Origin of the sequence: Mesorhizobium sp. B2-4-3 (genome assembly GCF_006442815.1) — a bacterium.
Taxonomy (GTDB): Bacteria; Pseudomonadota; Alphaproteobacteria; order Rhizobiales; family Rhizobiaceae; genus Mesorhizobium.
This window is the reverse complement of record NZ_VFVL01000010.1, coordinates 105,019-126,770: the sequence shown is the minus strand read 5'-3', so window position 1 is coordinate 126,770 and position 21,752 is coordinate 105,019. Positions and strand designations below refer to the sequence as shown.

Here is a 21,752-nt window from a genome sequence, read left to right as displayed (position 1 = left end):
CGATGTCCAGCGCCGCTCAATATCCGAGCGCCAGGCCGTCCTTGCGCGGATCGGACGCGCCGGTCAGCGTGCCCTTTTTCCAATCGATCAGCACCGCCTGCCCGCCGCCTAGCGGATGACCGGGCTCCACCACACGATGTCCACGCCGGCGCAGGCCTTCGACGGCATCGGGATGCACGCTGCGCTCGGCCTCGACGACGTCGTGGTTGTAGAACACGCGCGCCGCATCGATCGCCTGCTGCGGGTCCATGCCGAAGTCGATCATGTTGGTCAAAAGATGCACATGTCCGAAGGGCTGATAGCCGCCGCCCATCACGCCGAAGGGCATCATGGCGCGGCCGTTCCTCGTCATCATGCCCGGCATGATCGTGTGCATCGGCCGCTTGCCCGGCGCGATCGCGTTCGGGTGCTTCGGATCGAGGCGGAAGCTGGAACCACGGTTCTGCAGCACGACGCCGGTCTTCGGGCCGACGACGCCGCTGCCGAAGGAATAATAGGTCGAGTTGATGAAGCTCACCGCATTGCGGTCGCGGTCGACGACGCTGATATAGACCGTGTCGCTGCCCGGCAGATCGAGGCGCGGGAGATCGGTCATGGCGCGCTCGGGATCGATCGCGGCGCGCAGGCGATCGGCATAGGTGCTGGAAAGCAGCGCCTTGACCGGCACGTCGACATGATCCTGATCGGCGAAAAACGCGTCGCGGTCCTGATAGGCGAGCCGGCCCGCTTCGATCTCGAGGTGCAGGCGCGCAGCACCTTCCGGATCGAGCTTGCCCAGCTCAAAGCCCGAGAGCAGGTTCAGCATCAAAAGCGCGGTGAGGCCCTGGTTGTTGGGCGGCATCTGGTGGATGTCGTAGCCGCGATAGGAGGTGCTGACCGGGGTCCGGTAATCGCCCTTGGTGGCGGCGAAATCGTCGAGCGTATGCAGGCCGCCGAGCGCGCGAAGCCGCCCGACCAGATCGTCCGCGACCGCGCCCTCGTAGAAACCGGCGCGGCCTTTCCCGGCGATGACACGCAGCGTCTCAGCCAGCTCCGGCTGGCGATGGACGTCCCCCGCTTTCGGCGGCTTGCCGCCCGGCAGGAAGATGCGCGTCGCCACCTCGTCCGCCGACAAGTCGGTCTCGGGATCTTGCCAGTCGAAGGCGACGCGGTCGTGCACGACATAGCCTTCTTCCGCGTAACGAATGGCCGGAGCCAGCGCGTCGGCCAAACCCTTGCGGCCGTGATCCTCCAGCAGCCGGCACCAGGCGTCGACGGCGCCTGGGATGGTGACCGCGTGCGGGCCCTGTTTCGGCAGCTCGTCGAACCCCTTGTCCAGATACCAGTCGACCGTCGCCGCCCCGGGCGCGCGGCCCGAGCCGTTGAAGGCCAGCACATTGCCGTCGCCCTTCGGGCAATAGAGGACAAAGCAGTCGCCGCCGATGCCGGTCGACTGCGGCTCGACCACGGCCTGCACCGCGGCCGCGCAGACCGCGGCGTCCATGGCGTTGCCGCCGGAGCGCAGCATGTCGATTGCCGCAAGCGTGGCGAGCGGATGCGAGGTCGCGGCCATGGCCTCGGTGGCGCGGACCGGCGAGCGGCCTGGAAACTGGAAGTCACGCATGCGGTTCTGGGTATCCCTCAAATCAACGTCCGCGGCCGAAAAGCTGGGCAGCGGACAACAAGACGATCGATAGCACGATCAGGCAAGTCGAAATGGCGGCGATCGTCGGATCGATCTGGTCGCGCAGCGCATTGAACATGCGCCGCGTCAGCGTCGTGGTCTCGCCGCCGGAGATGAACAGCGACACCACCACCTCGTCGAACGAGGTGATGAAGGCGAACAGCGCGCCCGAGACGATCGAGAAGCGTATCTGCGGCATCGTCACCTGGAAGAAGGCGGAGAAGCGGCCGGCGCCGAGGCTGCGCGCCACCTTCTCCTGGTTCATGTCATAGGACCGCAAGCCCGAGAGCACGGTCAACACGACCAGCGGCAGCGCCTGCACGGTGTGCGCGATGACGAGGCCGGTCAGCGTGTTGTTGAGGCCGATGCGGGCGTAGAGGAAAAAGGTGCCGATGCCGATCAGGATGACCGGGATGATCAGCGAGGCGGTGAGCAGCGCGTTGATGGCGCCGGTCAGCCGCAGCGTGCGGGCGTTGATGGCGTATGCCGCGGCGGTGCCGAGCAGGGTTGCGACGATCGCCGTCATCACTGCAACCTTGACCGAGACGATGGTGGCGTCGCGCCATTCGACCGAGCCGAAATAGCTTTCATACCAGCGCAGCGACCATTCCTGCGGCGGGAACTGCAGCAGCGTCGAACCCGAGAAGGACATGATGACGATGATCACCGACGGGGCGATCAGGAACAGCATGACGAGGCCGCCGAGCGCGTAGAGCCAGAGGCGTTGCCGATGCGAGATGGGCAGGGCGTTTTCCATGCTCATCGCTGGCTCCAGACCCCGGTGGCGCGGGCACCGAGCAGCCACTGGAAGAGGCCGAGCAGCGCCAGCGTGACGCCAAGCAACACGACGCCGAGCGCGGCGCCAGCGCCCCAGTTGGAATAGAGGCTGGTGGTCTGCTCCATGCGCATGGCCCACATGATCACCTTGCCGCCGCCCATCAGCGCCGGGGTGACGAAGAAGCCGAGGCACAGCACGAAGACGATGACCACGCCCGAGGCGAGACCTGGCAGCGACAGCGGCAGGAAAATCTGCCGGAAAGTGGCGGCAGGGCTGGCACCGAGATTCATGCCGGCGCGCAGGCAGTCGGTGTCGATGCTCTTCATCGAGGCATAGAGCGGCAAGACCAGGAAGGGCAGCATGATGTGGGTCATGCCGATGACGACGCCGGCGAAATTGTTGGCGAGCGGCAGCGGCTGGCCGATGACGCCAAGATCGATCAGCCACGTATTGACCAGGCCCTTGCGCTGCAGGATGACCAGCCAGGCGTAGGTGCGCACCAGCACCGAGGTCCAGAACGGCAGGATGACGAAGATCAGGCAGACCCCGGCGGCGCGGCGCGGCAGTTGTGACAGCATATAGGCCAGCGGATAACCGAGGAGCACGCAGGCGCCGGTGACGACGAAGGCCACCTTGAAGGTGGTGACGAAGGTCTTGATATAGGAGGCCTGCTCGAAGAAGCGCGCGTAATTGGCGGCGCTGAGCTGGCCGGCCTCGTCGAACAGCGACAGCCAGAACAGCCAGCCGATCGGCACGATGATGACGGCGAAGACCAGAAGCAGCCCGGGCGACAAAAGCGCGAGCAGGCCACGCGATTCCCGCCGCGCGTCGGCGCGCAAGGCATCGGCATTGAGCGCCCCATCGGGCCGGCCGGCATGACTGAGACTGGCGGATGCAAGGCTCATTGGTCGGCCACCAGAACGACGTCCTGCGCGTCGATGCCGAGCGTTATCGGCTCGCCCGGCGCCGGCAGTTTCGCCAGCACGTCGGAACGGCAATAGTCGCGCAAAGTCACCTGGCGACCATCCTTGAGCGTCGCATAGCAGACGAAGCTGTCGCCCTGATAGATGACATCGCCGACAATTGCCGGCAGCGCATTGACGTCGCCTGCAGGTTCGCCGGCGATCACGCGCAGTTTTTCCGGCCGCACCACCATCAGGTGCCGTCCGTTCGACGGCGCGGCTGCCGTCATGCGAAACTTCCTGTCCTCATGCCAGACGCTGCCATTGCGGCATTCGACCGGAACGAAGCTGGACTCGCCGATGAAGCCGGCGACGAACTTCGTCTGCGGCTTGGCGTAGAGCACTTCCGGCTGATCGATCTGCTCGATGCGCCCGGCATTCATGACGGCGATGCGGTCCGACATGGTGATCGCCTCGCGCTGGTCGTGCGTGACGTAGACGGTGGTCATGCCGAGCCTTCGGTGCAGGTGGCGCAGCTCGATCTGCATATGCTCGCGCAGGCTCTTGTCGAGCGCCGACAGCGGCTCGTCCATCAGCACGATGCGCGGCTCGAAGACGATGGCGCGGGCCAAGGCCACACGTTGCCGCTGGCCACCGGAGAGCTGGTCGACGCGGCGCTCGCCGAGGCCCTTCAGCTGCACAAGGTCCAGCGCCCTCTCGACACGCTCGGCCGTTTCGGCCGTCGACACGCGTCGCTGCTTCAGCGGAAAGGCGATGTTGTGGAAGACGTTCATATGCGGGAACAGCGCATAGTTCTGGAACACCATGCCGATGTTGCGCTTGTGCGGCGGCATGGTGACGATCTCCTCGCCGTCGACCTTGATGGAGCCGGCATTGGCCCGCACGAAGCCGGCCATGATCATCAGCAGCGTCGTCTTTCCCGAGCCGGACGGCCCGAGCAGCGTCAGGAATTCGCCCGCCGCGACATCGAGGCCGAGGTCATGCAGCACGGACACGCCGCCGAAGCGCTTCTCGATACCGCTGATGCCGATGGGAAGCGCGGTCTGCGCGAGAGACAAGAGCATCTCCTTCAACTCCGGATCATTTTTCGCGAACGATGCGGAGCGGCGCCTCGTGGACGCCGCTCCAACAGGATCGCTATTGCTGGATCAGGTTGTTGAACTTCTCGGTCGCCTCGACGAGCGTGTCGCGCCAGAACTCGGGATCCTGCAGTACCTGCTTCTTGACGTTCTCGGGCGCGGAATTGATGTCCTTGATGCGCTCCGGCGGGATTTTGCCGGTCTCGAACGCCTTCTCGTTGGCGGGGCCGTTGTCGACATAGAGCGGCAGATTGGCCTGGAGATCGGGGCTGACGAATCTGGCCAGCACCTTCATGGCGATGTCCTTGTTCTTCGAGCCCTTCGGGATGACCATGCAGTCAGCGGTGAGCACGCCCTGGTCGAAGGAGAAGCTCACCGGCGCGCCTTCCTTCTTCAAGGTGCCGGCGCGGCCGTTCCAGATGCTCGCCATGTCGACCTCGCCATCCTTGACGAGCTGCATGGCCTGCGCGCCGGATGTCCACCAGGCATCGATGTGGCCGCGGATCTTGTCCACCGACTGCAGCGCGCCGTCGATGTCGACAGGATAGACCTTGTCGATCGGAATGCCCTTGGCGAGAGCGGCGACGCTCAGCGTCTCCGTCGCCTGGCTGCCGGAAAGCGCGCGTCGGCCGGGGAATTTTTCGACGTTCCAGAAATCGGCCCAGGTCTTCGGGCCTTTGTCGCCGAAGACATCGGTGCGATAGATCAGCACCACGGAGGTGTAGGAAATGCCGACCCAGTCGTCGTGGACAAGCTTCGGGTTGATGCCGCTCTTGTCTATGACGTTGTAGTCGAGTTTTTCGAACAGACCTTCCTTGGAGCCACGGGCGCATTCGTCGGCGCCAAGCTCGGTGATGTCCCATTTGACGGCATTGCCGGTGACCTGCAAGCGCACGTCGTCGAGGCCGTTGGTGGTGTCCTGCTTGATGGTGATGCCGAGTTCCTTGGCCGTCGGATCGAAGAAGGCCTTGGTCTGTGCTTCCTGATAGGTGCCGCCCCATGAGGCGACGGTGATGGTGTCGGCGGCCGACGCCGGAACGGCGACCGCGGCGAGCAGGCAGGCGACGGCCATGCCGTGGATGCCCATGCCGTGAATACAAAGTCTCTTCGTCATTTTCGCTTCTCCAACCGGTGTTCCCGTTATCGTTGATTTGGTATGCGAATTTGTATACAATTTTGAGTGTAATTCTCCGGAAGCCGATGTCAACACGGGACGTGCGGTTTTTGGCGGGGATACATCGAGACTTGGATCGGGGCGTTCGTTCCTGTCGAGCGGCCTGTTTCAAGCAGGCGCTAAAAGGCACTAGACTGCGATTCCATGACTGACCGTTGGAGGCGGGACGCTTGAGCAAGGAGAGAAAGAACACGCTGCGCGACTCGGTGTTCGAGGCGCTGAAGGCGTTGATCATCACCGGCCAGATCCCACCGGGCGGCCGCGTGACGGAAAATGAGATCGCCGAGCGCCTGAAGGTCAGCCGCACGCCGGTGCGCGAGGCCTTCAACCGTCTGGAGCGCGACGGCCTGGTGATCGGGCGTCCGCGCCAGGGCTATGTGGTGGCCGAGTTCAACCTGACCATGTTCCGCGAGGCTTTCGACATCCGCGAGCTGCTCGACGGGCGCGCGACCGAACTGGCGGCAGCCAACGCGACCGCCGCCGACAAGGCGAAGCTGCGCGAGATGCTGGCCGAATGCGAACGGCTGGCGGCGATCCCGGATCGCAGCACCAGGGAGAAATTCGAGGAGCTGCAGGTCGGCATCGACCTGCATCGGGTGATCGCGGAGATCAGCGGCAACGAGATGCTGCACGGCATGCTTTGCGGCATACTCGACAAATGCCAGCAATATGTCTGGACAGAGCTTCTGTGGCTGGACGAATGGAAGCTCACCCGCGAGGAACATGCCGGCATCGTCGACGCGATCTGCGCCGGCGATGTCACGCTGGCCGGCGAGCGCGCCCGCGCGCATGTGCGCGGCTCGCGCGAGAACATCCTGCGCCTGCTGCAGGCTAAGTCCGATTATCAGGGATTCTTCGCCAAGGCGTCTTGAACCAACGCTATCGCATCAGTTGGAAAGCATGGGACAGTTGGCGCCGCGCCGCAGGCTGACATGCGCCACGTCGCCGACGCTGAATTGTGAACCGTCGGCACGGCGCGGGGCATCGATGACGATCGCGGTCCCCTCACCCAGTTCGGCATGCAGGCGCAGCGTGCGGCCATGGAAGACGACGCCGCTCACCCGCGCCGGCGCGGTTCCCTCGGCGGCTTCACCGGCAGCCAGAAGATCCTCCGGGCGCACGCCGATGGTGCGCGTGTCGCCGGCGGCCGGCGTCTCGCCGCTGTCGGATGTAGCCTCCAGCGGTAACTCACCTGCGGCGAAGCGCAGGCGCTCGCCGTCGCGACCGAGGAAGCGTGACTGCAGCAAGTTCATCGTGCCGATGAAGGAAGCGACGAAGCGCGTCGCCGGCCGGTCGTAGAGCGTGGCCGGCGCAGCAGTCTGCTCGATACGGCCCTTGTTCATGACGACGATGCGGTCCGAGATCGACAGCGCCTCGGTCTGGTCGTGCGTGACCATGACGAAGGTGGTGCCGAGCCGCGACTGCAGCCGCTTCAATTCGACCTGCATCTGCTCGCGCAGATGCGCGTCGAGCGCCGACAGCGGCTCGTCGAGAAGAAGCACGCGCGGCTCGCAGACGATGGCGCGGGCTAAAGCGACGCGTTGGCGCTGGCCGCCGGAAAGCTCGGACACGCGGGCACGCAGCTTCTCGGCAAGCCCGACCATGTCGAGCGCATCGCGGACCCGCTTCGCCTGCTCGGCTCCGGACAGTTTGCGCAGCGACAGGCCGAAGCCGACATTGGCCGCGACATCCATATGCGGGAACAAGGCATAGTCCTGGAAGACGGTGTTGACCGGGCGATCGAAGGGCCGCAGCCCCGTGATGTCGCGGCCATCGAGCAGGACATTGCCGCTGGTCGGGCTTTCGAAGCCGGCGATGACGCGCAGGCTCGTCGTCTTGCCGCAGCCGGATGGACCGAGCAAGGTCAGGAACTCACCGGTGGCGATATCCAGATCGACGGCATCGAGGCCGACCACGCCACCCGGAAAGACTTTCGAGACTTTCTGCAGCCGAACGAGTGGTTCAGGCGCCATCGCGCACCTCGGACGGCTTGGTGGTGTTGACCCACAGGATCTGGCAGCGCTCGGCGCCGGGGTTGCGGAAGGCGTGCAGCAGCGTGCTCTTGAAGGCAAAACTGTCGCCGGCCTTCAGCACATAGGTCGTGGCGTCCACCACCAGCTCGACCTCGCCCGTCATGACGAAGCCGAATTCATGGCCGGCATGGGCGTAAGCTTCCGCCGTGCCGCCGCCGGCCTCGACCGTGACAAGCATGCCGGTAAGCGTGGCGGCAGGCGGAGACAGCAGCGCCTTGGCGATGCCTTCGGATTTCACCGGAATAGAGCGGCGCTTATCCGACCGCACGCAATAGAGGTCGTTCACCGCCTCGTTGCCGTCGGTGATGAGCGCCGACGGTTCGATGTCGAGCGCGGCGGCTAGCGGCCAGATCACCTTGACGCGCAGCGAGGACATGCCGCGCTCGATCTGGCTGAGCGCGCCGATGGAGATGCCTGCCTTGGCCGCAAGCTCGGCCAGAGACAGCTTGCGCTCGAGTCTCAGCGCCCGCACGCGCCGGCCGACGCGGACATCGGCATCGTCTTTCGGCTTTGCTTCGTCAAGAATGTCCATTCGTTGGTCCTTGTTGTCTTTCCACCGGCGCGGCGTAGCGCCACCAGGCTCCCCCTTCTCCCCTTGTGGGAGAAGGGGAAGCCGCTCACTCACCCCCCCGCCTTCACCTTTTCAAACATCTTCGCCACATCGTCATTTTGCTTCATCGGACCGGTGAAGATGGTCGACTTCAGCATCACGTCGGGATCCGCCGGCAGCTGCAGCTTGTCGAGCTCCTCCTTCGACACGCCGGCGAAGGCGGTCGAGAGCGAGCTGCCATAGCCATAAGACTGGATCAGGAACTTGCCCGAGTCGGCGTCGAGCCGGCTGTTGATGAAGTCATAGGCGAGATCGACATTCTTGGCGTCCTTCAGCATGACGAAGCCGCAGGCCCAGGTCAGCATGCCTTCCTTCGGCTTCATGAACTCGACCGGAACGCCCTGCTTCTTGAGCGAGGTGGCCGACGCGTTCCAGGTCATGGCGGCGACCAGCTGGCCGCTCGCCAGCGCCTGCTCGACCGAGGTCATGTCGGTCGTGTAGCTCGACAGCAGCGGCCGCTGCTCGCGCAGCTTTTCGGCCACCTTGTCCATCTGGTCCGGCGTCATGTCGAAGGGGTTCACGCCGGCGAGAAGTGCCGCGACGATCGGCGTGTCGTGGACGGCGTCGATGGTCGCCATGCGGCCGGCATATTGCTTGTCCCACAGAAGGTTCCAGCTCGCCTCGGGGTTCTTCACCAGATCGGTGCGGTAGAGGATCGAGGTGTTGCCCCAGTCCCACGGCACCATCCACACCTTGCCGTCGCCGGCCTGCAGGTCGGGCAGGTTCTTGAACACCGGGAAGATCGAATCCCAGTTCTTGATGCGCTTGGTGTCGATCGGCTGCAGCAGGCCTTCCTTGTTCCAGCGCGCCACCTTGTCGTAGCAGGGATGCGCGATGTCGGGCTTGAAGCCGGCCTTGACCTTGGTGAAGGCGTCGTCGTCATCGCCGAAGATCGTCGCCTCGACGCCATCGGGATGCGCGGCAAGGAAGCTCTTGTTGAAGTCGGGCAATTCGTAACCCGACCAGGTGAAATATTGCAGCTTGTCGGCGGCCAGAGCGACCGTCGACGACAGCGCGAGGGCCAGCGCGGCAAGGCCGGCCCGGGCTTTGCGTCCGGCGATCGATTTCAGGTGGATTGTCATTTTCGTTCTCCTCTTCTTTGTTGTGGTTCAGGCTGGGTTGCGGCGCGCAGTTCCAAGACCGCGATGGCGAAGGACTTCGGCTGTGCCCGCGATGATGAAGGAGACAGCGAGGATCACTGTGCCGAGCGCCATGACGGTCGGCAGCGAGCGCGGGAAGCGCAGCTGGCTCCAGATGTAGAGCGGCAGCGTCGGCTCGGTGCCGGCGAGGAAGAAGACGACGATGAACTCGTCGAAGGAAATCAGGAAAGAGAGCATGAAGGCCGACAGCACGGCGGGCGCACTCAGCGGCAGCATGACGCGCCGGAACGTCGTCCAGTCGGACGCGCCGAGATCGAGCGCGGCCTCGCGGATCGTCTTCGGGATGGCGGCGAAGCGGCTGCGCATCACCACCACGGTGGTCGGCAGCGCGACGAGGATATGGCCGAGCACGATGGAAACGCGCGACGGTCCAAGGCCGATGAGGTTGACCAGGATCAACAGCGAGATGCCAACGATGACGCCCGGGATCAGGATCGGCAGCCGGGCGATGGCGCTGATCGTGGCGGCGAGCGGCGAGCGGCCATAGAGGTCCATATAGGAAACGGTGATGCCGCAGAGCGTCGCGCCGGAGGCGGCGATGACGCCGATGACCAGGCTGTTGGCCAAAGCGCCGGAAAGCGCGGGGCTGCCGTAGAGCGTGCGGTACCATTCGAGCGTGAAGCCCTGCAGCGGAAACGCCGCCTGGATCGAGTTGTTGAAGGAAAACAGCGGGATCAGCAGCACCGGCAGATAGAGGAAGACGAGATAGCCAAGCACATAGAGGCCGAGCCAGCGGCCGTCGTTGTTGGTGTCGGCCCGGGCGCTCATGTGCGGCTGCCAAACCGGCGGTCGGCGCCGCGCGCCACCAGGACGACGCAAAGGATGACCAGCATGACGCAGACCGAGAGTGCCGCCCCGAACGGCCAGTCATTGGCCTTGCCGAACTGCGACTGGATCAGCGTGCCGATCATCGTGCTGGCTGGACCGCCGACCATGGCGGGCGTGACATAGTCGCCGACCGTCGGCACGAAGACGACGAGCGCCGCCGCCAGCACGCCCGGCATGGAATTGGGCAGCACGACGCGGCGAAAGCTGGTGAAGGGTCGCGCGCCGAGATCGGATGCGGCTTCGAGCAGCGATTTCGGGATGGTGTCCAGCGCCACATAGATCGGCAGGATGGCGAAAGGCGCATAGGCGTGGGCGAGCGTCACGACCACCGCGGCCGGCGTGTTGAGGAAGGCGAGCGTCGGCTCCGACCACAGGCCGGTCTCGATGAAAGCCGAGTTCAGCACGCCGTTATAGGCGAGCACGATCTTCCAGGCGAAGACGCGCAAAAGGTAGCTGGTCCAGAACGGCAGCGTGACCAGGAAAAGCAGCAGGTTGCGCCGGCGCCCGGCATGGAAGGCGAGGTAATAGGCAACCGGATAGGCGGTGACCACGGTGGCGAGCGTCACCAGGCCGGCGATGACCAGCGAGCGCAGCGTCACCGTCCAGTAGAGCGGATCGGTAGCGACGGTGACGAAATTCCTCGACGTCAGGCCGACGCCGAGCAGCGAGCCGTCATTTCCCCTGAAGGCGAGGAAGACCACCAGGCCAAGCGCGAACAGGATGAGGAAGAAAGTGACCAGCCCGCCCGGAAGCAGCATGGCGAAGCGGAAGACCGGCGAGATGCGGGTTTCCGGCGATGGCCGCGCTGCGGCGATGGTCGACGACATCGAACTGCCCATCGAAATTCTGAAATCACCTAATGTTTTTTCATATTCCTGAAACTGTCAAGCTGAATCGCTTGTGCGGCGCACTCGTTCGGCGTCAGCGCTCGAAGGCGTCCAACATTCGATACCAGGCGATCGCCGCGGCGACGCCGACCTGGCGGAAAGCGTGGAACGGGATCGGCTTGATCGGCGAGAGCGGGAACGGCAATTGCCTGGCATCGCCGCTCGCCAGGTAGCCCGCCACGCGCTTGCCCAGCGCGCTCATCAGCCCGACGCCCCTGCCCTGGCAGCCGACGACGGCGAGCAGGCCCTTTTCCGGCTCATGCAAATGCGGCAGATGATCCGGTGTCAGCGCCACGCGGCCGAACCAGCGTTTTTCGATGGCGACGCCCGCGAGCGCCGGATAGAGGCGGATGAGCGCGCGTTCGCAATGCGCCCAGTCCGCGGCGTTCGAAGGTAGCGCCATGCGGCCCCGGCCGCCCAACACCATTCGGCCATCGGGACTCCGGCGATAGTAGACGAGGATGCGGCGGGAATCGGAAACGGCTTGTCCGCCCGGCAGGATGCTTGCGGCAAGCTCGTCCGGGAGCGGCGCGGTGGCAACCTGGAAGGAATGCAGCGGCACGATCGTCTGGGCGAGACCAGGCAACAGCCCGTCCGTGTAGGCGTTGGTGGCGAGCACGATCGACTTGGCCTGCAGTTCGGCGCCGCCTTGCGTCGAAACCCGCCAGACGCCGGCCTCCCTGGCGAGTTTCACCACCCTTTGCTGCTCGGCGATCTTCACGCCGGCGGCCGCGGCGACGCGGGCAAGCTCAAGCGTGTAAGATAGCGGATCGACGACGCCTGCCCGACGGTCGAGCCAGCCGCCGAGATAGCCCTTGGCGCCGGTCATAGCCGCGATCCCTGCCTGATCGAGCAGTTCGACGTCGGCGCCGCGCGAGCGCCATTGGCGATCGCGGTTAGCGGCTGCCTTTAAGGCGGTCTCGGTGTGGGCCGCCTGGATCCAGCCGTTGCGCGTGAACGGCACGGCCAGCTTCTCGTCGCGGATCACATCGAACACGGCATCGGCCGTCGAGGCGGCGAAATCGACCAGGGCTTCGCCGCGCTCCTTGCCGAAATGCCCGATCAGCCATTCCGGATCGTATTTGAGGCCTGGAATGACCTGGCCGCCATTGAGGCCCGAAGCGCCCTGCCCGATCGCGCAGGCGTCAAGCACCTGAATGGAAAGCCCCGCGCGCGCCGCATGCAGCGCGGTCGATAGCCCCATGATGCCGCCGCCGACGATGACCGTGTCAAGCGTGCCGCCGGCCGAAAGCTCGGACTGGAACGCCGTGGCCGCCTGGGGCTTTCGCCAGATCGGATCGGAAAAGGCTGCGGCCAAGAGGTCACCTACGCGTGGAACTTCGTGAAATCCTATTGCCGATTTCATAAATTTGAAAGAGCGCTTCGATGGGCCAGTTCGGCTGTGGCTGTGTGACAGCGCACATGCGTGGTCATAAATGTTGCGGCTGGCGGGATAGACGTTTCCGCGAAATCGGGGAAAAGTGCCGCGCACGAAAATTGAGAGGAATGATGCCATGACCGATCCGACTCGCCTGCCCGCCGATGGAATTTTCGTCGGCCGCGCCAGGACAAGCGAAGCTTCCCATCCGCTGGTGGTCACGGTGCGCGACGGCCAGGTCATCGACATCACCTCGAGCGCGGCGCCCACGGTGCGCGATGTCTGCGAGCTGAAGGATCCGACCGGCTATCTGCGCTCGGCCAAGGGCAAGGCGATCGGCGCGCTCGCCGAGATCGCGGCCAACAGCTTCGAAGCCGAACGCGATGCGAAGAAGCCGATCCTGCTTTCGCCCGTCGACCTGCAGGCGGTGAAGGCCTCCGGCGTCACCTTCGTCGTCAGCCTGCTCGAGCGCGTCATCGAGGAACAGGCGCGCGGCTCGGCCGAAAAGGCCGACGCCATCCGCGCCGACATCGCCGGACTGATCGGCCACGACCTGTCGAAGCTCAAGCCCGGCTCGCCGGAAGCGATGGAGATCAAGGCCAAGCTGATTTCGCGCGGCGCCTGGTCGCAATATCTGGAGGTGGGCATCGGCCCGGATGCCGAGATTTTCACCAAATGCCAGCCGATGGCCTCGGTCGGCTTCGGCGCCGATGTCGGACTGCATCCGGTCTCCACCTGGAACAATCCAGAGCCGGAGATCGCCATGATCGCCGATAGCTCGGGCCGGATCGTCGGTGCCACGCTCGGCAACGACGTCAACCTGCGCGACGTCGAGGGGCGCTCGGCGCTGCTGCTCGGCAAGGCCAAGGACAACAACGCTTCCGCTTCGCTCGGCCCCTTCATCCGGCTGTTCGACGAGACGTTTTCGATCGCCGACGTGAAGCGCGCCACGGTGCGGCTCGGCGTCGAGGGAGAGGACGGCTTCTCGCTGCAGGGCGCGAGCTCGATGGCGGAAATCAGCCGCTCGCCGGAAGAGCTGGTCAAGGCCGCTATGGGGCCGCATCACCAGTATCCGGACGGGTTGGCGCTCTATCTCGGCACCATGTTCGTGCCGTCGAAGGATCGCGGCGAGAAGGGCAAGGGCTTTACCCACAAGGTCGGCGACATCGTCACCATCTCGTCGGAGAAGCTCGGCGCGCTCACCAACCGTGTGCGCCTGTCGCCGGACTGTCCGCACTGGACCTACGGCGCCAGCCACCTGATGCGCGACCTGGCCAGGGCGGGCCTTCTCTGAAGACATCGGTCAAGGCCGGCTTCCTTCATTAATTTTTTATGAAATACAGGTGACTACGGGCGCGATCCGCTCCAAGATCGCATCGCGGTCGGGGGGCCGCCTGAATGTCCGATTCGCCGCTGATCTCGGTGCGCAACCTCGCCAAGCGCCTTGGCGGCTTTGTCGCGCTCGAAGATGTGAGCCTTGCCGCGGAGCGGGGCACGATCCATGCCATCGTCGGCGAAAGCGGCGCCGGCAAGTCGACCATGGCCCGGATCCTGGCCGGCATCGAGCGGGCAGATAGCGGCGCGATCGAAATCGACGGCCACAGCGTTGCCATCGACAGCCCGAGCGCCGCGCGCAAGCACGGAATTGCGGTGGCGCTGCAGCAATCCGCGCTGTTCCCCGACCGGTCGGTTCTCGCCAATCTGTTCGTCAATCGCGAACCGTTGCGGAGCGGCCTGGTCTCGCGCCGCGAGATGCAGGCGCGCAGTTTTGCGCTGTTGCGCCAGCTCGGCCTCGCGGTCGATGTCGGCGCGCCGCTTGGCGAGCTCGGCGCTGCCGAACGGCAGCTTGTCGGCATTGCCCGCGCGCTGCTCGATCATCCGAGGCTGCTCGTGCTGGACGAGTCGTGCGAGGCTCTCGACCGAAGCCAGGGCGACAGGCTGTTTGCGGTGCTGCGCGAGCTGAAGGCGCGTGGCATGACAATGCTCTATCTGACCAGCAGGCTGGAGGAAGCGCTCGCGCTCGCCGACCAGGTCAGCGTCATCCGCAACGGCCGCGACGTGCTTTCCAAGCCACGGTCCGACCTGACGGCGACCGAGGAAGCGATGATCGGTCAGCTGGGCCTGACGCTCTTCCCGCTGCCCTTGCGATCGCTGTCCAACGTCGCCGGCACGCTGCGGCCGCAACTCACCGTTTCCGGCCTGAGCGGCGGTCGGCTCGCCGGCGTCGGGTTCAGCGCCCGCGCCGGCGAAATCGTCGGCCTCGCCGGCCTTCGGGGCTCCGGCGCGTCGGATCTTCTTGCCATGCTGTTCGGCCAACGCAGGGCGCGCAAGGGCAAGGTGCGCTTTCCCGACGGGGACGGCCTGCCGAAGACCCGCACCGAGGCCGCGCGGCGCGGCATCTGCCTGATCTCCAGCCATGCCGGCAACGGCGTGATGGCCGACAAATCCATCGCCTTCAACCTCTCCAGCGTGGTGCTCGGCGCGCGCGACTGGGGTCGTCGCTGGTATTCGCCGAAGGCGGCAGCCGAGCGCGCGGCGCGGCTGGTCGAGGCGCTGCGCATTCGAAGCGGCAGCGACGAGCTTGCCGGTTCCTTGTCGGCGGGCGGCCGGCAAAAGGTGGCTCTCGGCAGATGGCTGGAGATCGGCCCGCAGGTCGTGCTGCTCGACGAGCCGGCGCGCGGCATCGACATCGGCAGCAAGCAGGAAATCTATGGGCTGGTCCGGCAAATGGCCGCCAGCGGCTGCGTCGTGCTCATGCATTCGAGCGAGATGTCCGAACTGGCCGGGCTTTGCGACCGCGTCATCGCCTTTCGCGACGGCCGGTTGGCTGGCGAAGTCGCCGGCTCCGAGATGGACGCCGCGACCCTTCGCAAGCTGATCACCGGCGATACGGCGGCGCCGGCACGTGAGCCGGCAACGACCAGTCAAAGGAACGCCGCATGACGAGCGCCGACACCAGCCCACGCCTGGCCGGATCGGCGACGCCGAAGGCGAAACCGGACTTTCGGCTGCCGTCCGAGACCGGTGTGGTCGTCGCGCTGGCCGTGCTTGTCGGGCTGCTCGGCTGGCTGCATCGGCCGTTCCTCGAACCCGCCAATCTGTTGGTGCTGGTCGAGCAGGCTGCCCTTCCCGGCATCGCCGCCATCGGCATGGTGTTCGTGCTCGCAATCCGCGAGATCGACCTGTCGGTCGGCGCCGTGTTCCACCTTGCGGCTGTCGCGGCGGCAGTTCTGATCGCGGCCGGGACCGACCCTTGGCTTTCGGTGCTCGCCGGCATCGCGCTCGGCACCTGCATCGGCCTCGTCAATGGCCTGCTTGCGCAGGCATTGCGGGTGCCGGTGATCGCGGTGACGCTCGGCAGCTGGTGGATGGCCGACGGCCTGTCGTCGGTCATCGGCAAAGGACAAGCGATCACTCCGCCGGCAGGCGACGGCAGTTTCTTCTCGACGCTCTCCGGCAAGGCTTTCGGCATGGTGCCGGCAAGTGTCGCGATCTTCGTCCTGCTGGCCGCCGCCCTGCAGATCGTCCTGCACCGCACCCGTTTCGGCTACCGCGCGCAGGCGACTGGCAGCAATCCGGAAGCGGCCGCCCATGCCGGCATCGCGACGGCCACCGTACGGCTGACGGCGCTGGCCCTGATGGGCGCGGTCGCCGGGCTCGCCGGCGTCATTCACCTGGGCGCGCAAGGCACGATCGCGCCCGCCGACGGCAATGGCTTCGCCCTGTTCGCCATAACAGCGGCCCTGCTCGGCGGCACGCGATTGTCGGGCGGCCATGGCAGCGTCGTCGGGGCAGCGATCGGCGCGCTGGTGATCCAGGTCGTTTTGAACGGCATGGCGTTGCTCGGCATCGGCAGCGCATGGGCGAGCTTCGCCGTCGGCGCGCTGCTGGTCGCGGCACTTGCGGCCGACCGGATCGGCAGGATCTGGCGCAGCCATCGCGCCGAACGCAGGCAGGCCGGCAAGCGCGGCTGACCCCTGACAGAAATATCGCCGTTGCTGATGCAATCTGATGGGATTGGTGATGGCGTGCGCGCCTGTGCCAACATCCACTGGCGATGGAGGCTTGCCACCGCCCGAAAAAGAGAATGCTCTGGACGTTCCGGTCGGCGCTGGCAGGAGATGCGGGTTCCAAGGCGCATCGCGCCGATCCAGGAGGAGAGTTTCAACATGGGAGGAATCGAATGCTTTCGCGGCTAAGACTGCTCGTGCTTGGCTTGATCGCGGCACTCGCCATTCCGGCGATGGCCGAGGCCAAGACGTTCTACTGGATTTCGCATGGCGGCCCGGCCGATCCGGTCTGGACCTACTTCCTGGCCGGCGCCAAGCAATGGGCGAGCGACACGGGCAACAAGGTGAACACCTCGTTCCACAATGGCGACGTGGCCTCGCAGCAGGAGGCTGTCCGCGCCGCCATCTCGGCCAAGGCCGATGGCATCGTCACCACCAGCCCCGATCCGGGCAGCCTTGTCGAGATCGTCAAGGAAGCGCGCGCGGCCAACATCCCGATCGTCAACTTCAACACGCCCGATCCGAAAGCCAGCTTCAACGCCTATGTCGGCGGCGACAACGTCACCTTCGGCAAGCACTGGGCGCAGTATCTGGTCGACAAGGGCCTGGTGAAGAAGGGCGACTTCGTCTGGATGCCGGTCGAGATCCCCGGCGCCACCTATGGGGTGCAGGAAGAGGAAGGCATCAAGAGCGTGTTCGAGCCGGCGGGCATCACCTATGAGGTGACCGAGGCGACGCTCGACCAGGCCGAAGCGATCAACCGCATGGTCGATTACCTCACCGCGCACAAGGGCAAGGTGAAGGCGATCATCGGCCTCGGCGACCTCGTCACCGGCTCGATCAAGCGCGTGTTCGACCAGGCCGGCGTCAAGCCGGGCGAAATCCCGGTCGTCGGCTGGGGCAACTCGCTCGACACCACGCAGGAAGTGCTGAATGGCTACGTCAATGCCGGGCAGTGGCAGGACCCGCAGGCGACCAGCTATATCGCGCTGTCGATGGCCAACATGGCCGCCAGCGGCATTCCTCCGGGCTTCAACGTCATCACCGGCGCGCTCTACGAGAAGGACACCGCCGGCGTCTACGACAAGATCCTGTCTGGCAAGTAATCCTCAAGCGAACGGTCGCGACACCCCTGTCGCGACCGTTTTTCCTTCTCCCCGCGCCGTCCCCATCGGACGGCCGCGCTTACGTCGCGGGTTCAATGGAAAATCATTCCTTCGTCCAACGTCTGATCGCGCGGCCGGAATTCGGTCCGCTGGTGCTGCTCGTCGTCGAACTCGTCGTCTTCTGGGGCATCAATCCCGACTTCCTGTCGCCGCAGAACATTTCGAACATCCTGGCCTTCACCGTCGAGCTCGGCCTGATCGCGCTGGCGATGACCTTGCTGATGACATCCGGAGAATTCGACCTCTCGGTCGGCTCGCTGTTCGGCTTCTCGCCGGTGCTGATGTGGACGCTCTTCAACAGCGGCGTCACTTCGCTGGAGATGGGCCTGCTGATCGCGCTGATCGTCGCCGCCCTGGTCGGGCTGGTGAATGGCTGGTTCGTCACCCAGCTCAAGATCCCGTCCTTCCTGGTGACGCTCGGCATGCTGCTGGTCGTGCGCGGCACGGCATTGTTCATCACCGACGGCTTCCCGCAGCGCACTTGGAGCGCGGAAGGCAGTTGGCTGGCGAACATCCTGGTCGGCGACTTCTATGTCGGACCGTTCCGCATCTATGCCTCGCTGTTCTGGTTCATCGGCGCTGCGATCGTGCTCGGCTATGTGCTGACGCAGAGCCGCACCGGCAACTGGATCCAGGCGGCGGGCGGCAATCCGAACGCGGCCCGCGCGCGCGGCGTCAACGTCAACCGCGTCAAGGTCGGCCTGTTCATCCTGTCGGCGGTGATGGCGTCGCTCGCCGGCGTCATCTCGTCGCTGCGCACGTCCGCGGCCAACCCCAACAGCGGCACCGGCTACGAGCTCGAGGTCATCGCCATGGTGGTGATCGGCGGCACGGCGCTGACCGGCGGGCGCGGCACCATCATCGGCACGGTGCTCGGCATCCTGATCCTGCGCGTCATGCGCAACGGCATCGTGCTGATCGGCGTGCCGGGGCTTGCCTACAACATCTTCATCGGCGCGATCATCCTCGGCATGATGGCGCTGCATTCATGGCTCGAGCGCCGTCACCAGGCAGGGACCTGAACCATGGCCGAACCGCTGATCCGCATGGAAAACATCCGCAAGTCCTACGGGCGCGTGCAGGCGCTGGTGGACGCCAATTTCCACGTCAACGAAAAGGAGATCGTCGGCCTGCTCGGCGACAACGGCGCCGGCAAGTCGACGCTGATCAAGGTGCTGTCGGGCGCCGTGCCGCTGACCAGCGGCGACATCTTCATCCGCGGCAAGAAGGTCACGCTGCGCAGCACCAGCGATGCCATCGCCCACGGCATCGAGACGATCTACCAGGACTCGGCCCTCGTCACGCAATTGTCAATCGCGCGCAACCTGTTCCTCGGGCGCGAGCCGATCAGGGCGCCGCGCTTCTTGAACCGCATGGACCAGGATGCAATGAATGCGGTGGCGCGCGACCTGCTCAGGCAGGTCGGCATCACCAAGAATATCCCGCCGACGACACCGATCGGCTCGTTGTCGGGCGGCGAGCGGCAGGCCGTGGCGATCGCGCGCGCCATGCATTTCGACAGCGATCTCATCATCCTCGACGAACCGACCAACAATCTCGGCGTCGCCGAGACGCAAGGGGTGCTGAGCTTCGTGCGCAGCGCCCGCGATTCCGGGCACTCCTGCATCTTCATCGCGCACAACATCCATCACGTCTTCCAGGTGGTCGACCGCATCGTGGTGATGCGCCGGGGCAAGGTGGTGGCCGACGACATCGATCCGAAAAAGACTACGGTCGCCGAGGTCGAGCGCGTCATCACCGGCATGTCGGACAAGGAGATCCGGGACGCGATTTCCGACGGCCCGCAGCGGCATAGCTGACGGTCTGGCGTCGATTTGGCCCGGCGTCGGTTTGGCCTGACGTTGAATTGTCCTGACAGGGGCTCGCTTCCCATCCTATGACTGGACTCATGAAAGCCACGGTAGCCGACATCGCCAGAAGCTGCGGCCTGTCGACCGCGACCGTCGACAGGGTGCTCAACAACCGGCCGGGGGCAAGCGCTGCCAACCGGCAGCGGGTGATGGAGGCGGCCAAGCAGCTCGGCTATCTGCCGACGCTCGATCAGGTCGTGCTGCCGTCGAAGCCGGCGCATCTCGAATTCTTCCTGCCGATCGGGTCCAATGGCTTCATGGCCGATCTTGCGCATCACATCGAGGATTATGCGGCACGCCTGCCACTGGTCGCCTCCTGCCGCATCCACAACCTTGCCGGTATTTCGCCGGCCGCTCTGCAGGGCGCTGTCGAGAATCTGTCGCTCAAAGCCAACGGTGTCGGCGTCATCGCCGTCGACCACCCGCGCACGCGCAACATCCTGCGCGAGCTGGTCGATGCCGGGATCAGGCTGGTCACGCTGATCTCGGATGTGCCGGCGGCACCCCGCTCGGCCTATGTCGGCATCGACAACCGGGTAGCGGGTCGCACCGCGGCGCTGCTGATGGGCCGCTTCCTCGGCGGCCGTACAGGACATCTGGCGATGGTGGTCGGGTCGCGCTCCTATCGCGGCCACGAGGAGCGCGAGATGGGTTTTCGTTCGGTGCTGAGCGAAGAGTTTCCCAACCTCACGGTCTCAAGCGCCGCCGAGAGCAATGACGACGCGGACGCCAGCTACCGCGCGACCATCAAGGCGCTGCACAACGAACCGGACCTGCTCGGCATCTACTGCGTCGGCGCCGGACGGTCCGGCGTGGCCAAGGCCTTGCTCGAGGTCAAGCCGCGCAGGAAGCCGGTCTTCATCTGCCACGACCTGACCAAGGAAACGCGCCGCTATCTCGTCGACGATCTCGCCGACGTCGTTATCGACCAGAATGCGCGGCTGATCGCCGAGCAGTCGGTGATCCGCCTGCTCGGATCCATCGCGTCGTCGGCGCCCTATCTGACGAAAAAGTTCATCGAGCCGCGGCTGATCTTCAAGGAAAACGTGCCGGTGCAATAAACCGGTGGGTGGGCGCACGAAGGCGTGCCTTAGCATTTGTCTGACGATTGATCCCGCAATTCTGCACAGCAGCTATGCACGTTTCGCAATTGCCGAATCGTTAGGCAGCTCGTATTTCTCTGGGTGTCGGCCGTCTCCTCCTCCCAGATGTGATGCCGACGCTGAGTACGGTACACCTCCTCCCGTGCCGTATTCGAAATCAAGCCCGCTGCCACCTCCTCCCGGCAGCGGGCTTTTTCTTTGCGCAAATGGAACGACGCGGAGGCGACGCCAGCCCCGTGGACCGAGCGTCTAGCCTTTGGCCGTCGCCAGGTTGGAGCTGAGTTCGAAAACGACTCCCGATCCATCGGAGCGGGACCGCAGCACGGCAGCGCTTCCGTTCACGATGTCCTCCACGACGCGCTTGCGCTCCTGCTCGGCCATTGCCTTGCCGGCAGCACTCATGCCGACCAGGGCCATCGTATTCAATCGCAGAAAGGCTGCGCCGTCCTCAAAGCGTATGGCGCGTGAAATTGTTCTTGATCGAACGTCGTGGAAGCCGGCGTCCCGGAGCAGCGCCTCGAGCGGCGCCGCGTTGCCAAAGCTGTGGCGCATGTCCGCGATTGGGCCTAGGTGTCGCTCAGCGACGCGGCGGAGTTCTCGAAAGAAGGGGATTTCCTCATCGGAACGCCAAGTGGCAACCGCCAAGCGGCCGCCCGGCGCCAGCGCTCGCCGCATCTCCACCGCCGCAGCCGGCTTGTCGGGGAAGAACTGCAGCCCCTGCTGGCAGACGATCACGTCGAACTGCTCTCTGTCACCGAGCGGCAGTGCACCGGCGTTACCGACGCGCCAATCGATATTCGGCGCCACAGTGCGCGCGACGGCAAGCATATCCGGATTGATGTCGATGCCGACAACATATCCGGAAGCACCGAGACGTTCCTTGGCAATGCGGGCGACTATTCCGGTGCCGCAGGCGATGTCCAAGATACGATGACCTGGAGACAGCTTGACCTCTTCGAAGGTCGCTTCGGCCCAAGGACGGAAGAGCGGACCTACGAGCCAGCGCTCATACATCTCCGGAAAACTTGCCTGACCCATTGCCTAGCTGGGCGCCCAATTTTGACGCAGCATATCCCAGAATCAGGATGA

The 21,752-nt window shown here is 65.1% G+C and carries 20 protein-coding genes; 8 read left to right on the top strand and 12 right to left on the bottom strand.

Features of this window, described 5'->3' with window-relative positions:
- Positions 1-16 precede the first annotated feature (16 nt).
- The 5 genes from ggt to FJ956_RS12885 form a co-directional block, all read right to left on the bottom strand.
- Complete coding sequence (gene ggt / locus FJ956_RS12905; RefSeq protein WP_140675588.1) at positions 17-1,603, bottom strand: gamma-glutamyltransferase; 1,587 nt, start codon at positions 1,601-1,603, stop codon at positions 17-19.
- Positions 1,604-1,625: 22 nt separating this feature from the next.
- The gene (locus FJ956_RS12900) at positions 1,626-2,426 is read right to left on the bottom strand and encodes an ABC transporter permease (RefSeq protein ID WP_140675585.1); all 801 of its coding nucleotides are present in this window, start codon (positions 2,424-2,426) and stop codon (positions 1,626-1,628) included.
- Positions 2,423-3,346, bottom strand: coding sequence for an ABC transporter permease (locus tag FJ956_RS12895; protein WP_140675582.1), 924 nt, complete (start codon positions 3,344-3,346; stop codon positions 2,423-2,425). The genes FJ956_RS12900 and FJ956_RS12895 overlap by 4 nt, the downstream gene beginning before the upstream one ends.
- Positions 3,343-4,422 (bottom strand): ABC transporter ATP-binding protein, encoded by a 1,080-nt coding sequence (locus FJ956_RS12890; RefSeq protein ID WP_140675579.1) that lies wholly within the window; start codon positions 4,420-4,422, stop codon positions 3,343-3,345. The genes FJ956_RS12895 and FJ956_RS12890 overlap by 4 nt, the downstream gene beginning before the upstream one ends.
- 79 nt (positions 4,423-4,501) lie before the next feature.
- Entirely contained in the window at positions 4,502-5,530 is a 1,029-nt protein-coding gene (locus FJ956_RS12885; protein ID WP_140675746.1) for an ABC transporter substrate-binding protein, read from the bottom strand.
- A 257-nt stretch (positions 5,531-5,787) separates the two neighbouring features.
- Between FJ956_RS12885 and FJ956_RS12880 the strand changes: the two genes are divergently transcribed.
- The gene (locus FJ956_RS12880; RefSeq protein WP_181170159.1) at positions 5,788-6,489 is read left to right on the top strand and encodes a GntR family transcriptional regulator; all 702 of its coding nucleotides are present in this window, start codon (positions 5,788-5,790) and stop codon (positions 6,487-6,489) included.
- 15 nt (positions 6,490-6,504) lie between these two features.
- Here FJ956_RS12880 and FJ956_RS12875 read toward each other — a convergent pair whose 3' ends face one another.
- From FJ956_RS12875 to FJ956_RS12850, 6 genes are all read right to left on the bottom strand, one after another.
- Positions 6,505-7,590, bottom strand: a complete 1,086-nt coding sequence (locus FJ956_RS12875) for an ABC transporter ATP-binding protein (protein ID WP_140675573.1) — start codon at positions 7,588-7,590, stop codon at positions 6,505-6,507.
- On the bottom strand, positions 7,580-8,182 hold the full coding sequence (locus FJ956_RS12870) for a cupin domain-containing protein (protein ID WP_140675570.1): 603 nt from the start codon (positions 8,180-8,182) through the stop codon (positions 7,580-7,582). Before FJ956_RS12870 ends, FJ956_RS12875 begins: the two co-directional genes overlap by 11 nt.
- A gap of 89 nt (positions 8,183-8,271) precedes the next feature.
- A complete protein-coding gene (locus tag FJ956_RS12865) occupies positions 8,272-9,342 on the bottom strand; it encodes an ABC transporter substrate-binding protein (protein ID WP_140675567.1) in 1,071 nt (356 codons plus the stop codon).
- Between the two features lie 27 nt (positions 9,343-9,369).
- A complete protein-coding gene (locus FJ956_RS12860) occupies positions 9,370-10,188 on the bottom strand; it encodes an ABC transporter permease (protein WP_140675563.1) in 819 nt (272 codons plus the stop codon).
- Positions 10,185-11,075, bottom strand: coding sequence for an ABC transporter permease (locus FJ956_RS12855; RefSeq protein WP_140675560.1), 891 nt, complete (start codon positions 11,073-11,075; stop codon positions 10,185-10,187). The genes FJ956_RS12860 and FJ956_RS12855 overlap by 4 nt, the downstream gene beginning before the upstream one ends.
- Positions 11,076-11,169: 94 nt before the next feature.
- Positions 11,170-12,453 (bottom strand): FAD-dependent oxidoreductase, encoded by a 1,284-nt coding sequence (locus tag FJ956_RS12850; RefSeq protein ID WP_140675557.1) that lies wholly within the window; start codon positions 12,451-12,453, stop codon positions 11,170-11,172.
- 196 nt (positions 12,454-12,649) lie between these two features.
- Here FJ956_RS12850 and FJ956_RS12845 point away from each other — a divergent pair, with 196 nt between their 5' ends.
- The 7 genes from FJ956_RS12845 (at position 12,650) to FJ956_RS12815 (ending at position 20,621) form a co-directional block, all read left to right on the top strand.
- Positions 12,650-13,807: a fumarylacetoacetate hydrolase family protein gene (locus FJ956_RS12845; RefSeq protein ID WP_140675554.1), complete on the top strand. Its 1,158-nt coding sequence runs from the start codon at positions 12,650-12,652 to the stop codon at positions 13,805-13,807.
- Positions 13,808-13,911: 104 nt separating this feature from the next.
- Positions 13,912-15,456: a sugar ABC transporter ATP-binding protein gene (locus FJ956_RS12840; RefSeq protein WP_140675551.1), complete on the top strand. Its 1,545-nt coding sequence runs from the start codon at positions 13,912-13,914 to the stop codon at positions 15,454-15,456.
- Positions 15,453-16,487: an ABC transporter permease gene (locus FJ956_RS12835; protein ID WP_140675548.1), complete on the top strand. Its 1,035-nt coding sequence runs from the start codon at positions 15,453-15,455 to the stop codon at positions 16,485-16,487. Before FJ956_RS12840 ends, FJ956_RS12835 begins: the two co-directional genes overlap by 4 nt.
- A 209-nt stretch (positions 16,488-16,696) precedes the next feature.
- The gene (locus FJ956_RS12830) at positions 16,697-17,629 is read left to right on the top strand and encodes a substrate-binding domain-containing protein (RefSeq protein ID WP_140675545.1); all 933 of its coding nucleotides are present in this window, start codon (positions 16,697-16,699) and stop codon (positions 17,627-17,629) included.
- A 95-nt stretch (positions 17,630-17,724) separates the two neighbouring features.
- A complete protein-coding gene (locus FJ956_RS12825) occupies positions 17,725-18,711 on the top strand; it encodes an ABC transporter permease (protein WP_140675542.1) in 987 nt (328 codons plus the stop codon).
- A 3-nt stretch (positions 18,712-18,714) separates the two neighbouring features.
- Complete coding sequence (locus FJ956_RS12820; protein ID WP_140675539.1) at positions 18,715-19,509, top strand: ATP-binding cassette domain-containing protein; 795 nt, start codon at positions 18,715-18,717, stop codon at positions 19,507-19,509.
- 89 nt (positions 19,510-19,598) lie between these two features.
- Complete coding sequence (locus tag FJ956_RS12815) at positions 19,599-20,621, top strand: LacI family DNA-binding transcriptional regulator (RefSeq protein ID WP_140675536.1); 1,023 nt, start codon at positions 19,599-19,601, stop codon at positions 20,619-20,621.
- Positions 20,622-20,912: 291 nt separating this feature from the next.
- Here the strand turns inward: FJ956_RS12815 and FJ956_RS12805 are convergent, their stop codons facing one another.
- Positions 20,913-21,677 (bottom strand): methyltransferase domain-containing protein, encoded by a 765-nt coding sequence (locus FJ956_RS12805; protein ID WP_181170158.1) that lies wholly within the window; start codon positions 21,675-21,677, stop codon positions 20,913-20,915.
- Positions 21,678-21,752: the final 75 nt, after the last annotated feature.

Coding starts and splice junctions, on each gene's coding strand:
- ggt (WP_140675588.1), bottom strand. CDS start 1,603: ATGCGTGACTTCCAGTTTCCAGGCCGCTCGCCGGTCCGCGCCACCGAG.
- FJ956_RS12900 (WP_140675585.1), bottom strand. CDS start 2,426: ATGAGCATGGAAAACGCCCTGCCCATCTCGCATCGGCAACGCCTCTGG.
- FJ956_RS12895 (WP_140675582.1), bottom strand. CDS start 3,346: ATGAGCCTTGCATCCGCCAGTCTCAGTCATGCCGGCCGGCCCGATGGG.
- FJ956_RS12885 (WP_140675746.1), bottom strand. CDS start 5,530: ATGGGCATCCACGGCATGGCCGTCGCCTGCCTGCTCGCCGCGGTCGCC.
- FJ956_RS12875 (WP_140675573.1), bottom strand. CDS start 7,590: ATGGCGCCTGAACCACTCGTTCGGCTGCAGAAAGTCTCGAAAGTCTTT.
- FJ956_RS12870 (WP_140675570.1), bottom strand. CDS start 8,182: ATGGACATTCTTGACGAAGCAAAGCCGAAAGACGATGCCGATGTCCGC.
- FJ956_RS12865 (WP_140675567.1), bottom strand. CDS start 9,342: ATGACAATCCACCTGAAATCGATCGCCGGACGCAAAGCCCGGGCCGGC.
- FJ956_RS12860 (WP_140675563.1), bottom strand. CDS start 10,188: ATGAGCGCCCGGGCCGACACCAACAACGACGGCCGCTGGCTCGGCCTC.
- FJ956_RS12855 (WP_140675560.1), bottom strand. CDS start 11,075: ATGTCGTCGACCATCGCCGCAGCGCGGCCATCGCCGGAAACCCGCATC.
- FJ956_RS12845 (WP_140675554.1), top strand. CDS start 12,650: ATGACCGATCCGACTCGCCTGCCCGCCGATGGAATTTTCGTCGGCCGC.
- FJ956_RS12840 (WP_140675551.1), top strand. CDS start 13,912: ATGTCCGATTCGCCGCTGATCTCGGTGCGCAACCTCGCCAAGCGCCTT.
- FJ956_RS12835 (WP_140675548.1), top strand. CDS start 15,453: ATGACGAGCGCCGACACCAGCCCACGCCTGGCCGGATCGGCGACGCCG.
- FJ956_RS12830 (WP_140675545.1), top strand. CDS start 16,697: ATGCTTTCGCGGCTAAGACTGCTCGTGCTTGGCTTGATCGCGGCACTC.
- FJ956_RS12825 (WP_140675542.1), top strand. CDS start 17,725: ATGGAAAATCATTCCTTCGTCCAACGTCTGATCGCGCGGCCGGAATTC.
- FJ956_RS12820 (WP_140675539.1), top strand. CDS start 18,715: ATGGCCGAACCGCTGATCCGCATGGAAAACATCCGCAAGTCCTACGGG.
- FJ956_RS12815 (WP_140675536.1), top strand. CDS start 19,599: ATGAAAGCCACGGTAGCCGACATCGCCAGAAGCTGCGGCCTGTCGACC.
- FJ956_RS12805 (WP_181170158.1), bottom strand. CDS start 21,677: ATGTATGAGCGCTGGCTCGTAGGTCCGCTCTTCCGTCCTTGGGCCGAA.